Source organism: Rhodococcus sp. NPDC058532, from assembly GCF_042719255.1.
GTDB lineage: Bacteria > Actinomycetota > Actinomycetes > Mycobacteriales > Mycobacteriaceae > Rhodococcus_G.
This window is the reverse complement of record NZ_JBHXNU010000001.1, coordinates 539,939-553,579: the sequence shown is the minus strand read 5'-3', so window position 1 is coordinate 553,579 and position 13,641 is coordinate 539,939. Positions and strand designations below refer to the sequence as shown.

The 13,641-nt window shown below is 72.2% G+C and carries 7 protein-coding genes; 2 read left to right on the top strand and 5 right to left on the bottom strand.

Features of this window, described 5'->3' with window-relative positions:
- Position 1: 1 nt before the first annotated feature.
- From ACFWQG_RS02435 to ACFWQG_RS02420, 4 genes are all read right to left on the bottom strand, one after another.
- A complete protein-coding gene (locus ACFWQG_RS02435) occupies positions 2-2,140 on the bottom strand; it encodes an MMPL family transporter (RefSeq protein ID WP_378505958.1) in 2,139 nt (712 codons plus the stop codon).
- 85 nt (positions 2,141-2,225) lie between these two features.
- On the bottom strand, positions 2,226-3,863 hold the full coding sequence (locus tag ACFWQG_RS02430) for an FAD-dependent oxidoreductase (RefSeq protein WP_378505957.1): 1,638 nt from the start codon (positions 3,861-3,863) through the stop codon (positions 2,226-2,228).
- 99 nt (positions 3,864-3,962) lie between these two features.
- On the bottom strand, positions 3,963-7,271 hold the full coding sequence (locus ACFWQG_RS02425; protein ID WP_378505956.1) for an error-prone DNA polymerase: 3,309 nt from the start codon (positions 7,269-7,271) through the stop codon (positions 3,963-3,965).
- 108 nt (positions 7,272-7,379) lie between these two features.
- Positions 7,380-8,384: a zinc-binding alcohol dehydrogenase family protein gene (locus tag ACFWQG_RS02420; RefSeq protein WP_378506058.1), complete on the bottom strand. Its 1,005-nt coding sequence runs from the start codon at positions 8,382-8,384 to the stop codon at positions 7,380-7,382.
- 141 nt (positions 8,385-8,525) lie between these two features.
- Between ACFWQG_RS02420 and ACFWQG_RS02415 the strand changes: the two genes are divergently transcribed.
- Together ACFWQG_RS02415 and ACFWQG_RS02410 are read left to right on the top strand one after the other, a co-directional pair.
- Positions 8,526-10,637 (top strand): MMPL family transporter, encoded by a 2,112-nt coding sequence (locus ACFWQG_RS02415; RefSeq protein WP_378505955.1) that lies wholly within the window; start codon positions 8,526-8,528, stop codon positions 10,635-10,637.
- Positions 10,638-10,716: 79 nt separating this feature from the next.
- Positions 10,717-12,705 carry an SDR family oxidoreductase gene (locus ACFWQG_RS02410; protein WP_378505954.1) on the top strand — a complete coding sequence of 663 codons (1,989 nt, stop codon included), beginning with the start codon at positions 10,717-10,719 and terminating at the stop codon, positions 12,703-12,705.
- A 19-nt stretch (positions 12,706-12,724) separates the two neighbouring features.
- Here the strand turns inward: ACFWQG_RS02410 and ACFWQG_RS02405 are convergent, their stop codons facing one another.
- On the bottom strand, positions 12,725-13,624 hold the full coding sequence (locus tag ACFWQG_RS02405) for a sucrase ferredoxin (RefSeq protein ID WP_378506057.1): 900 nt from the start codon (positions 13,622-13,624) through the stop codon (positions 12,725-12,727).
- Between the last annotated feature and the right edge of the window lie 17 nt (positions 13,625-13,641).

Sequence of the window (13,641 nt, the reverse complement as noted above, 5' to 3'; positions counted from 1 at the left end):
GTCAGTGCGAGAAGCTGATCTCCGGCAGCAGCCTGCGCAGCCACGCCGGTGACCACCACGCCGCCTGGCCGGTGATGCGCAGCAGCGCAGGCAGTAGCACCAGTCGGATCGCCGCCGCGTCCAGCAGCACCGCGACACCGAGGATGATGCCCATCTCCTTCGGCGGCAGCGGCTGCGCCAGCGCGAAGCTGAAGAACACGCCGACCATCACCGCGGCAGCGGCGAAGATGACCCGACCCGAGTGCGCCATGCCCTCGACCTGAGCGGCCGCGGCGTCGCCGGTGCGCTCGTAGTGCTCCTTGACGGTGGAGAGCAGAAATACCGTGTAGTCCATCGCGATCGCAAAGATCATCGCGAAGAAGAACACCGGACCCCAGCCATCGAGGAAGCCCTGCGGCTCGAAGCCGAGCAGCGCGGCGCCGTGCCCGTCCTGGAAGATCAGCGTCGCGACACCGAACGCGGCACCGGTGGACAGCAGGCTGACGACCGTGCCCAGCAGCGCCACCAGCGGGGCGCGCAGCGCGACCAGCAGCAGCAGGAAGCCGAGCACCAGGATCACCGCCATCACGATCGGTAGGTAGTCGTTCAGCGTCTGCTGCAGGTCGAGGTTCTCGGCGGGAGCGCCGCCGACGAGCGCGGACGCGGGCAGGTCGGTGCGCAGCCGGTCCAGGGTGTCCGCGAGCGCCGGATCGGACGGGTCGACGTCCGGCACCGCCTGCACCAGCACCAGACCGGAGTCACCCGAGGAGTACACGGCCGGGCTCACCATTGCCACGCCGTCGGTGGCGGCGGCGGCCCGGGCCACCTCGTCGGCGTCCCGGGCATCCGCGACGATCTGCAGCGTGCCGGGCACGCCCGCACCCATCTGCTCCTGCACGATCTCGTAGCCCTGCCGCACCGCGGCGTCCTCCGGGACCACCTGGATCGACGGCATCGCGACCTTCAGCCCGAACACCGGGATCGACAGCAGCGCAAGGACGGCGAGGGCGCCGAGCGCCAGCGGCCACGGCCTGCGGTGCACCACCCCACCCCAGCGGGCGAACAGCGGCGACCGGTGTTCCTGACGCTTCGCGTAGGGCAGTGATCCCGCGTTGATCTTGCCGCCGAGCCTGCCCAGCACCGCGGGAAGCAGCGTCAGGGTCGCGGCGAGCACGAACAGCACCGCCAGCATGATCCCGACCGCCATCGTCCGCACCGCGGGAGCGGGCACCAACAGCACCGCGGACAGGCTGACGAGCACGGTCAGCCCGGACAGCAGCACCGCCTTGCCCGCGGTCGCCATCGTCTGCGCGACCGCCAGCCGGGCACTCGCCCCGCCGCGCAGCGCGTCCCGGAACCGGACGACCAGGAACAGCGCGTAGTCGATACCGAGCGCGAGGGCGAACATCATCGCGAAGTTCATTGCCCACACCGAGATCGGCGTGAGTTCGTTCAGCAACACCAGCGCGCCCGCGGACGCGATCAGCCCGGCCATCGTCAGCAGCAGCGGTAGGCCGGCGGCGACGAGCGAGCCGAACGCCAGCACCATGATCGCGAGGGTGACCGGCCAGGACAGCATCTCGGCCTTGATCATCGCGTCGTGATTGGCGGCGTTGAAGTCGCTCCACAACGCCGACGCGCCGGTCGGGTGGATCTCGATCCCCTCTCCCGCGACCGCGGCGAGGGGGTCGGCGAGGTCACCGGCCGCGGTGACCATGGCGTTCGGGTCGGCGCCTGCGCCGCCGAGCACGATCGCGGTGTGCCCGTCGGGGCTGATCGTCATGCCCGGCCGCGGCGGCACCACCTCGGAGATGCGGTCGTCCGCGTTCAGGACGTCGGTGACGCCGGCGATCGCGGCCGCCATCTCGGGGTCGTCGACGGTGCGGGTCGGCGAGTGCACGACGACCTGGATGGCGTCGGACCCGGTGCCACCGAATTGTTCCTGAGCGAGTTCGCGGACCTGGACGGACTCGGAACCGTTGGCCTGCCAGCCGGCGCCGGCGAGCGAACTGAACACGCTCGGCGCGGCGGCGCCGAGCGCGACGACGACGGCGATCCAGGCGAGGACGACGAGGCGGAAGCGGTCGGCCATGGTGGCGCCGAGCCGGGCCATCAGTTCGTGCCCCGGTACCGGTGGTGCGTGGGTGTCGGTGGTGGTCATGACTTTCTGAACCCTTCACAGAATACGGGTGGGGGTATATGGGTGGGCCGAGAAAAGCCCCGGCGAACCGGGGCTGCCTCGCGACTCAGACCAGGATGTCGGTGCGTGACCGGCCGGCGAGCCAGGTGCGGTAGCCGCCGTCCAGGTTGCGGACGTCGCGGCCGAGCTGACGCAGCAGCCGGGCCGCGGTGTGCCCGCGCTGGCCGACCTGGCAGTGCACGACGATCTCCCCGACAGGCAGCTCGCCGGCCCGCGACCGCAGCGCGTCGAGTTCGATGTTCACCGCCCCGGGGATCGACCCGGTCGCGAACTCCGCGGGGGTGCGCACGTCGACGAGCGTGGCCCCGGCCGCCAGCGCGGCGTCGAGTTCGTGCCACTGGATCGTGGCGGCGGTGCCGGCACGCAGGTTGTCCGCGACGTAGCCGAGCATGTTCACCGGATCCTTCGCCGACCCGAACTGCGGCGCGTACGCCAGCTCGAGATCGGCGAGCTCGGATGCAGTGATGCCGCCGACCATTGCGGTCGCGATCACGTCGATGCGCTTGTCCACCCCGTCGCCGCCGACGCCCTGGGCGCCGAGGATCGTGTCGGTATCCGGGTCGACGAGCAGCTTGAGCGACATGCCCTCGGCACCCGGGTAGTACCCGGCGTGCGACTGCGGGTGGGTGTGGATCGCCCGGTACGGCCGACCTGCGGCACGCAGCCGCTTCTCGTTCCAGCCGACGGCCGCGGCCATCAGCGCGAACACGCCGACGATCGCGGTCCCGACGACGGGACGCGGACGCACCGGCAACCCGGAGATGACGTCCGCAACGAGCCTGCCCTGCCGGTTCGCCGGGTTGGCCAGCGGAACGAGGCCGGCCTGCCCGGACACCGCGTCGATCTTCTCCACCGCGTCACCGACCGCGTATACGCGGTCGGCGGAGGTGCGCATCCGGTCGTCGACCGCGATGCCGCCACGCGGGCCGACGGCGATCCCGGCCGCGACCGCGAGCCCGGATTCGGGACGGACGCCGATCGCCATCACCACCACCTCGGCCGGGAGGACCCGACCATCGGCCAGGGTCACGTCGTCGGCGCCGATCGAGACGACCTGGGTGCCGAGTTCGATCCGCACCCCGTTGGCCCGCAACTCGTCCGCGACGGGCGCCGCCATCTCCGGGTCGAGCGGGGCGAGCACCTGGTCGGCGAGCTCGACGAGCGTGACGTCCAGGTCGCGGCGGCGCAGATTCTCGGCCAGCTCGACCCCGATGAAGCCCGCACCGACGATCACCGCGCTGCCCGCGGCGGAATCCAGCGCGGCAACGAGGCGGTCGACGTCGTCGACGTCGCGCAGCACCAGGGCACGCCCTACACCCGGCAGGTCGGGGACGATCGGGCTCGCGCCGGGGCTGAGCACCAGCTCGTCGTACGACTCGACGGCCTCGGCGCCGGTGCGCAGGTCGCGGACGGTGACGGTCCGCGCGGTGGGGTCGACGGCGGTCACCTCGGTGTGCACGCGCACGTCGAGGTCGAAGCGGGCGGCGAGCGACTCGGGCGTCTGCAGCAGCAGGGCGTCACGCTCCTCAATCACCCCGCCCGCGTAGTACGGCAGGCCGCAGTTCGCGAACGAGACGTGCGCGCCCCGCTCGAACACCACGATCCGCGCGTCCTCGTTCAGTCGGCGCAACCGGGTCGCGGCGGACATTCCACCGGCGACCCCACCCACGATGACGACCTTCACGTCGACTCCCTTCGCTCGTTCACCACACCATACCCCCTGGGGTATCTGAACGGCGACGGGTCGAGGCGTGTTCCCCGCCCGGCGTCGAGGTGGCGCGGGTCACCGGAAGTCCCGGGATTTCCCCGTCATCCGCAGGTCCATCCGCTGCAACCGGTCCGCGACCACCGTCACCGCGCCCTCCGCGTTCTGCACCCGCCCGCGCACCAGCAGCGCAGGCGCGGTGTGCGCGAGGGTGCGGTACCGCGCCCACAACCCCACCGAGCAGACCACGTTGACCATCCCGGTCTCGTCCTCGAGGTTGATGAAGGTCACCCCCGCCGCGGTGGCTGGCCGCTGCCGGTGCGTGACCGCGCCGCCGACGAGCACCCGGTCCCCGTCCGGCACCGACAGCAGCCGCGCCGCCGGGACCACGCCGAGCGCATCGAGCTGCGGCCGCAGGAACTGGGTCGGGTAGGAGTCCGGGGAGATTCCGGTCGCCCACACGTCGGCGGCGGCCAGCTCCACGTCGCTCATTCCGGGCAGCGTCGGCGCAAGCACCGAGGCGCCGGTGCCGGGCAGCCGGTCGGGTCGTTCGCCCGCCGCCGCCCCCGCCGCCCACAGCGCCTGCCTGCGGGTCCCGGCGACACCGGCAAGGGCACCCGCCGTGGCCAGCGACTCCGCCTGCGCGGTAGTCAGTTCCACCCGTCCGGTGAGGTCGAGCAGGGACGCGTACGGCCCGCCCTCCTGTCGCGCCGTGACGATCCGCTCCGCCAGCGCGGTACCGATGTGCCGCACCGCCCCCAGCCCGAGCCGGACCTCGGCACCCCCGCCCTCCAGGCCGGCGTTGGCTCCGGAGGCGTTGACGTCCGGGCCGTGCACCACCACCCCGTGCCTGCGGGCGTCGGCGACCAGGGACTGCGGCGAATAGAACCCCATCGGCTGGGCGCGCAGCAGCCCGGCACAGAAGGCCGCGGGGTGGTGCAGCTTGAACCACGCCGAATAGAACACCAGCGCCGCGAACGACTGCGAATGACTCTCGGGGAAACCGAAATTCGCGAAGGCGTACAGCTTCTCGTATATCCGGTCGGCGACCTCCCCGGTGATGCCGTGCAGCTCGCGCATGCCCTCGTACAGCCTGCCGCGGAGCCGTTCCATCTTCTGCGGGGACCGTTTCGATCCCATCGCCCGCCGCAGCCGGTCGGCCTCCGCCGCGGTGAACCCGGCCACGTCGACGGCCATCTGCATCAACTGTTCCTGAAACAGCGGCACCCCCAGGGTCCGGCTCAGCGAGCGCTCCAGGCTGGGGTGGTCGTAGGTGACGGGTTCGCGGCCGTTGCGGCGCCGGATGTAGGGGTGCACCGAGCCGCCCTGAATCGGGCCCGGCCGGATCAGCGCCACCTCCACCACCAGGTCGTAGAACGTGCGGGGCTTCAGCCGCGGCAGCGTCGCCATCTGGGCCCGGGACTCCACCTGGAACACGCCGACCGAGTCGGCGCGGCACAGCATCTCGTAGACGGCGGCCTCGGACAGGTCCAGGTGCGCGAGGTCCACCTCGACGTTCTTGTGCTCGGCGACCAGGTCGATCATGTAGTGCAGCGCGGACAGCATGCCGAGGCCGAGCAGGTCGAACTTGACCAGCCCCACCGCAGCGCAGTCGTCCTTGTCCCACTGCAGGACGCTGCGGTTCTCCATCCGCGCCCACTCGACCGGGCACACGTCCGCGATCGGCCGGTCGCAGATCACCATGCCGCCGGAGTGGATGCCGAGATGCCGGGGGAAGCCCTCGATCTGACCGGCCAGGTCGAGGACGGCGGGCGGAATATCTGTTCCTACCTCGTCCTTCACGCCGCTCCACCGGCTGACCTGCTTGCTCCACGCGTCCTGCTGCCCCGGCGAGTAGCCGAGGGCTCGGGCCATGTCCCGGACCGCCATCTTCCCGCGATAGGTGATGACGTTGGCGACCTGCGCGGCGTACTCGCGGCCGTACCGGTGGTAGACGTACTGGATGGCCTCCTCCCGCCGGTCCGACTCGATGTCCACGTCGATGTCCGGCGGGCCGTCCCGCTCCGGGGACAGGAACCGCTCGAAGAGCAGTTTGTTGCCGACCGGGTCCACGTTGGTGATGCCGATGGCGTAGCAGACCGCCGAATTGGCCGCCGAGCCCCGGCCCTGGCAGAGGATGTCGCTGCGCTTGCAGAACGACACGATGTCGTGCACCACCAGGAAGTAGCCCGGGAACCCCAGTTGCGCAACGATTCCCAGTTCGTGGTCGATCTGCCGGTAGGCATCGGGGCGGTCGGCCGGTGCGCCGTAGCGGCGCCGGGCACCGGACAGCGCCAGTTCCCGAAGCCAGGTGTCCTCGGTGTGCCCGTCGGGCACGTCGAACGGCGGCAGCTTCGGCGCGATGAGCGCGAGGTCGAATGCGCACTCCCGCCCGAGGTCGGCCGCGGTCGGGACCGCAGACGGGTGGTCGGCGAACAGGCGGGCCATCTCGGCCCCGGAGCGCAGGTGCGCGCCGCCGGTGGGGGCGAGCCATCCGGCGGCCTCGTCGAGGGACTGCCTGGCGCGGACCGCCGCCATCGCCATCGCGAGCCGCCCCCGGTCGGGTCCGGCGAAGTGCGCGGCGGTGGTCGCGACCACGGGAAGCCCGCAGCGGCGGGCCAGATCCGCGAGCGCGGCGTTGCGCTCCCCGTCCTCGGCAACCCCGTGAACGGTCAACTCGACGGCCACCCGGTCCGCGCCGAATCTCTCGACCAGGCCGCGCACTTCGGCCTCGGCAGCGGACACTCCCCCGGATGCGAGCGCCGCACGCACGTGCCCCTTGCGGCACCCGGTGAGGATCTGCCAGTGCCCACCGGCGGCCTCGGTGAGCTCGTCTAGGTCGTAGGTCGGCTTCCCCTTAGTCCCCCCGGCCAGGTGCGCGGCGGCGATCTGCCGGGACAGCCGCCGGTACCCCTCTCGCCCCCTGGCCAGCACCAGCAGATGGTTCCCGCCCGGGTCCGGCACCCCGGTGCGCGGCGGCGCGGACCCGGCACCCTGCGCGGGGAGGGACAGTTCGGCGCCGAAGACGGTCCGCATCCGCAACTCCTTGGCCGCCTCGGCGAACCGGACCACGCCGTAGAGGCCGTCGTGGTCGGTCAGCGCGATCGACTCGAGGCCGAGCCGGACCGCCTCCTCCACCATCTCCTCCGGCTGCGCCGCGCCGTCGAGGAAGCTGAACGCGGAGTGCGCGTGCAGTTCGGCGTAGGGCACGACCGGCCCCGGCCCGGGGGCGATCCCGCCTGCCCGATAGGCGCCGCGCTTGCGTGACCACGCCGGGCTGTCGCTGCCGTCGCCGGGGTGCATGGCCTCGGGCGGGGTGCGCCCCGGCCGCCCCGAGAGCACCCGCTCCAGCTCCGACCAGGTCGGCGGACCGTTGTGCCATCCCACCGTGCACTCCTCCCGTTCGGTTTCCGCCGACGGGACAACCGTCGGCGAACCCGAAGCGGGGAAGCGCTTCGAACATGCGTTCTATTTTGCACGGGGCGGCGGGATGGGTCAACCGGTAATCAGCACCGCGGCGCCGACGACGCGCCCCTCCTTCAGATCGGTGAGCGCGCGGTCGGCCTCGTCGAGGGCGTAGGCGTTGGCGGTGACCCGCAGCCGATGACCGGCCGCGAAGTCGAGGAACTCGCGGGCGTCGTCGCGGGTGTTCGCGGTGACCGACCGCAGCGTCCGCTCCTGGAATAGGTGGTTTCGATAGTTCAGCCGCGGCACGTCAGTCAGATGGATGCCCGCGACTGCGAGGGTGCCGCCCCTATCGAGTGCGGCCAGCGCGGCGGGCACCAGGGCACCCACCGGCGCGAACAGGATCGCCGAATCCAGCGGCACCGGCGGCGGATCCGCCGCTCCCTGCACGGACGCCACCCCAAGGTCGAGCGCCAGCCGCTTGGCCCGATCACCGCGCGTCATCACGTGCACCTCGACGCCGCGAGCCAACGCGACCTGCGCGGCCAGGTGGGCGCTGCCGCCGAACCCGTAGATCCCCAGCCGTCCGCCGTCCGGGACGGCAGCGCACCGCAGCGCCCGGTAGCCGATGATCCCCGCACACAGCAGCGGGGCCACCTCCTCGTCGAGGTAGCCGTCCGGCAACCGGTGCGCGAAGGCCGCGGGCACGACGGCGTACTGGGCGTACCCGCCGTCGACGTCCCATCCGGTGTACCGCGAGTCGGGGCACAGGTTCTCGTCGCCCCGCAGGCAATACCGGCACCCACCGCAGGTGCCGCGCAGCCACCCGATCCCGACCCGATCGCCAAGGCCGTAACGAGCACCGACCCGATCACCCCACGCCACGATCTCCCCGACCACCTCGTGACCGGGGACCACGGAGGGCCCATGCACCGCCAGGTCCCCCTCCACGACATGCAGGTCGGTCCGGCACACCCCGCACACCCGCACCCGGAGGAGCAACTCGTCGGGTCCCGGATCCGGCACCGGCATCGTCAATCGCGCGAGCGGCCTGCCGCGCATCGGTCCGGGCTCGCGCACCCGCCAACCGGTCATCGTGCCGGGGAGGTCCACCCGTCCACTGTCCCCCGATCCCGGGCAGTGCGCCAGACCACATTCGGCGGCGCCCCCGGCAGCCGGTCACGTCTGTAAAGTCGTGGCGCCGCCGACCACACGACCCCCCGAGGACACCACTTCATGACACGCTGGGCCGCATTCGTCGTTGCGAGGAAATGGTGGGTGCTGGCACTCGCGGTGCTCGCGGTGCTCGCCGCGGGCGTCTGGGGCCTCGGGGTATTCGGGAAGATGAGCCAGGAGGGCTATTTCGACCCGAACAGCGAAGCAGCACAGGTCGGCACGCTGATCAGCAGGGAACTCGGCCCGCAGTCCCCCGACATCGTCGCGATCTACACGATTCCCGACGGTCGGACGGCCGCGGACATCGGTCCCGAGGTGCAGCGCACCCTCGCCGACTTCCAGCAGACCTGGCCGACGCGATCGGTCACCTCGTACTGGTCGGTGGATTCCGCGACCGCGCGACAACTGCTGTCCGAGGACGGCACGAAGGCCCTCGCGACGGTGTTCGTCGACTGGGACGCTGGCCCGACGCTGAGCGACCTGGACGCGATGGCCGCGTCGCTGAGCCCACCCGGCATCGACGCCCAGTTCGCGGGCGGCACCCTCGTGGCGCACGCCTTCAACCAGCACCTGCAGCAGGACCTGGTGAAGGCGGAGGCGATCGCCCTTCCGATCACCCTGCTGCTGCTGGTGCTGATCTTCGGCACCGTCACCGCCGCCGCGATCCCGGTGTTCGTCGGCATCCTCACGGTGTTCAGTGCGCTCGGCACGCTGCGACTGCTCACCGAGATCACCGAGGTCTCCTCGTTCGCGTTGAACGTCGCGTCCCTCCTCGGCCTCGGACTGGCCATCGACTACGGCCTGTTCATCGTCAGCCGCTTCCGCGAGGAACTCGCGGCGGGCAGCGACCCCGCCGCCGCCGTGCGACGCACCGTCCTCACCGCGGGCCGCACGGTGCTGTTCTCCGGCCTCCTGCTCGCGTGCGCGTTCGCCGGGATGCTGGTGTTCCCGCAGCCGGTGATCCGGTCCCTCGGCTTCGGGGCGATCGCGGCAGTGACCAGCGCGGCGCTGCTGTCGCTGACCGCGGTGCCCGCGCTGCTCGCGATCCTCGGCCGCCGGGTCAACGCGCTGGCGTGGCGGCGCGGCGCCGTCGAACGCGGCGAGGAACGGGCGGCGCGGTTCTGGTCGCGGGTGGTGACCGGGGTGATGCGCAGGCCGGTCTTCTTCTCCGTCACCATCGTCGCGGGCCTGCTGGTGCTCGCGTCCCCGCTGCTGCGGGTCGCGCTCGGTGAGGTCACCTACACGGTGCTCCCGACCGGGGACCCGGCGCGCGTCGCCACCGAGACCCTCGCCACCGAGTTCACCTCCATGGGCGACGGCGCGAGCGTGCTGCTGCGCGGCGAGGACGGCGCACCGCCGACCACCCCCCAGCTTGCCGAGTTCGGCCGTGCGGTCCGCGACGTCGACGGCATCGCGCAGGTGAAGCTCGCCGCGACCACCGGCGACGTGTCGGTGCTGAATGCCACCTTCAGCAACGACGTCGACCCGGCCGACGCGGTGCGGGACCTGCGGGCGATCACACCGCCGCCCGGCACCGACGTGATGGTCGGTGGCGGCGCCGCGCTGACCGAGGACACCAACTCCTCGATCGTCGCCCACCTGCCGCTGATGATCGCGATCATGGTGGTCTCGACGCTGGTGCTGCTGTTCCTTGCGTTCGGCTCGGTGGTGCTGCCGTTGAAGGCGGTCGCGATGGCGGGCCTGAGCCTTGCCGCAACGTTCGGCCTGCTGACCTGGATCTTCCAATTGGGGTACGGGGCGGGCCTGCTCGGGGTGACCCCGAACCCCCTCGAACCGACGTTCGTGGTGCTGATCCTCGCGGTGGTGTTCGGGCTGTCCACCGACTACGAGGTGTTCCTGATGTCGCGGATGGTCGAGGCCCGCGCGAACGGGGCGAGCACCGAGGAAGCGGTCCGGGTCGGCACCGCCCGCACCGGCCGGATCGTGACCGCGGCGGCGGCCCTGCTGATCATCGTCACCGGCGCCTTCACCCTGTCGGGCCTGTCGATCATGCGGTTCCTCGGGGTCGGCATGATCATCGCGCTGATCGTCGACGCGACCGTCGTGCGGATGCTGCTGGTGCCGTCGCTGGTGAAGCTGATGGGCGAGGCCAACTGGTGGGCACCGGCGTGGATGCGGAAGGTCCACGCGAAGGTCGGCATCGGGCACTGACCGGTGGGTTCGCGAACCTTCCCCCGCATCTGACTATGGAGTAAGTTAGCGGCATCCTGCCCGCACAGAAGGAGCGCCGATGCCGACCTTCCTCGTGACCGGCGGCACCGGCTTCCTCGGCCGCCACATCCTGCCCCTGCTGCTCGCGCGGGTGCCCGATGCCCGGATCCACGTCCTGGTCCGGGCCGGGTCCGTCGACCGGCTCACCGACCTGGCCGCGGGCTGGCTGGGCGGCGACCGGATCCACCCGCTGGTCGGTGATCTCACCGCGCCCGGCCTCGGCCTCGGTTCGCCGCCGCCCGCCGCCGACCATCTCCTGCACCTCGGCGCGATCTACGACCTGACGGCAGGCGACGAGCAGGCCGCGACGAACGTCGACGGCACCCGCGCCGTGATCGACCTGGCCGATCGACTGGGCGCCACCCTGCACCACGTCTCCTCGATCGCGGTGGCCGGTGACCACCGGGGCACGTTCACCGAGGCCGATTTCGACCTCGGCCAGTCCTTCCCCACCCCGTATCACCGCACCAAATTCGAGGCCGAGAAGCTGGTCCGGGACCGCGGCGCCGCGTGGCGGATCTACCGGCCCGCGGCGGTGGTCGGGGACTCGGTCACCGGCGAGATGGACAAGGTCGACGGCCCGTACTACCTGTTCCCGACCATCGCGGCGCTGGCGGCGCTGCCCGCCCGGCTCCCGGTCGCGGTCCCGAATCTCGGTGCCACCAACATCGTTCCGGTCGACTACGTGGCGCACGCAGTCGTGGAGTTGATGATGACACCGGGCCGCGACGGCGAGGTCTTCCACCTGGTGAACCCGCGGCCCCAGCCGATCCGGGAGATCTACGCCGCACTCGCGGCCGCCGCGGGCGCCCCGCACCCGGTCGCGGACCTGCCCGCGCTGGTTGCCGCACCGGTACTGCGGCCGCCGGGCCACGCCGCGACCGCCGCCCGCAACGAGGCGCTGCGCCGACTCGGCATCCCGCCGGTCATTCTCGACCACCTCGCCCTGCCCACCACCTTCGACTCCACCGCGACCCGCGCCGCCCTGCACGGCACCGGCATCACCGTCCCCCCGTTCGGGTCCTACGCCGACACCCTCTGGCGCTACTGGCGGGGCCATCTCGATCCGGACAGGCACCGCAGACCCGACCCCGCGGGCCCCCTCGTCGGCAGGCACGTGCTGATCACCGGCGGATCGTCGGGAATCGGTCGGGCCACGGCGACCGCGGTCGCGGCGAAGGGCGCACGGGTGCTGCTGATCGCCCGCGGCGCTGCGGATCTCGACGCGACGGTCACCGAGATCCGCGACGCGGGCGGCGACGCGCACGGCTATCCGTGCGACCTCACCGACGACGCCGCCGTGACCGCGACCGTCGCCCGCATCCTCGCCGACCACGACCACGTCGACATGCTGGTCAACAACGCGGGCCGCTCGATCCGGCGCGGCGTGTACGCCTCGACCGGCCGCGTCCACGACTACGAACGCACGATGGCCGTCAACTACTTCGGGGCGGTGCGCCTGGTCCTCGCGCTGCTCCCCGGGATGCGCGACCGGCGTTTCGGCCACATCGTCAACATCAGCACCGCCGGCGTGCAGGGTCGCACGCCTCGCTTCTCGGCGTACGTTGCGAGCAAGTCGGCACTGGACGGGTTTACCGACACCGTTGCCGCCGAAACCCTGTCGGACGGAATCACGTTCACCACCATCCACATGCCGTTGGTGCACACGCCGATGATCGCTCCGTCCGGCAGGGCGAACGTCGGACGGGTGCTCAGCCCGGGGCACGCCGCCGCGATGGTCGTGCGCGCGCTGGTCGAACGACCCAAGCGCATCGACGTTCCCCTCGGCACCCTCGGCGAGTTCGGCAACCTGTTCGCGCCCGCCACGAAGGATCGGATCCTGCACCGGCTGTACCTGGCGTACCCCGATTCCCCCGCCGCACGGGGGCAGGCGCCGGCGGCGCCGGACACGCGGTCCCCGGTCCGCGCCGCGGAGCGGCACCGACGGTCGGCGGCGGCCCGCGCCTGCCGCAGGCTGGCCCGGCTAGTTCCCGGCACCCACTGGTGACCCGGTCCGGTCGCGGCGCTCAGCGCGGGAGGTCGTGCACTGCCCCGGCGACGAGCGCACGCACCGGCTTGGCCGCGGCGCCGCAGCTCGCCGGGCGCGGCGGCAGGTCGACGCCGTCGACCGTCACCTCCCAGGATCGGCCGTCGCGATGCCGCACCACCGGTGCCGCGCCGGACTCGTCCACCGTCAGGTCCGCGGCGCCTGCGGGCACCCGCTGCCGGACCGCGATCTCCGCGACCTGCCCCGCCTGCGTCCAGCAGCTGCGACCCCGCAACCCCGGCAGGGAGACCTCGCCGCGGGCCGCGGCGGTCACCGCGGCGACGGACCCCGCCGGGCCGAGCCTGCCGTAGGTGTAGCCGGTGGGCAGCACGATCATCGACGGCGCGAACCGGTGCCCGCCGGTGTGCGAGCACTCCCACACCGCGTCACCGAACCCGGCGACCAGTTCCGCCGCGACGGGTCGACCCAATACCGCGCAGCACTGGTCGCGTTTCCCGTGCGCGCACACCAGCGCGACGGGGTCGGTGACCGCGGTCCCCCACCCGGGCGGGGCTGGGGTGGCGGCCAGGTCGAGGTCGAGGAGGTCTGCTGGACCGTCCACCTCGACCCGTGCGCACCAGCTGCCGTCCGGTGCGGACCGGGCGAACAGCACCGTGCGCCTGCCGCGGTGGACGGTGCGACCCGGCCTCCGGATCAACATCAGCCGGACCCCGGCCCGCTCGGTCCGTTCCTGCAGCCGCGCGGACAACTCCGGGCCGAACGCCTCCCCGGAGAACACGTCCCGACCCCATGGACCCGGATGCTCGAGGCACAGCCACGCCGTCACCTGCGCTGCGGTGCCGGGCAGCGGCTCGTCGACCGCGGACAGCGCGGCGCAGGTGCCCGACCCGAGTACGGTCGCGGTGGTGTCGTCGGTCATCGGGCCCTGGCTCACCC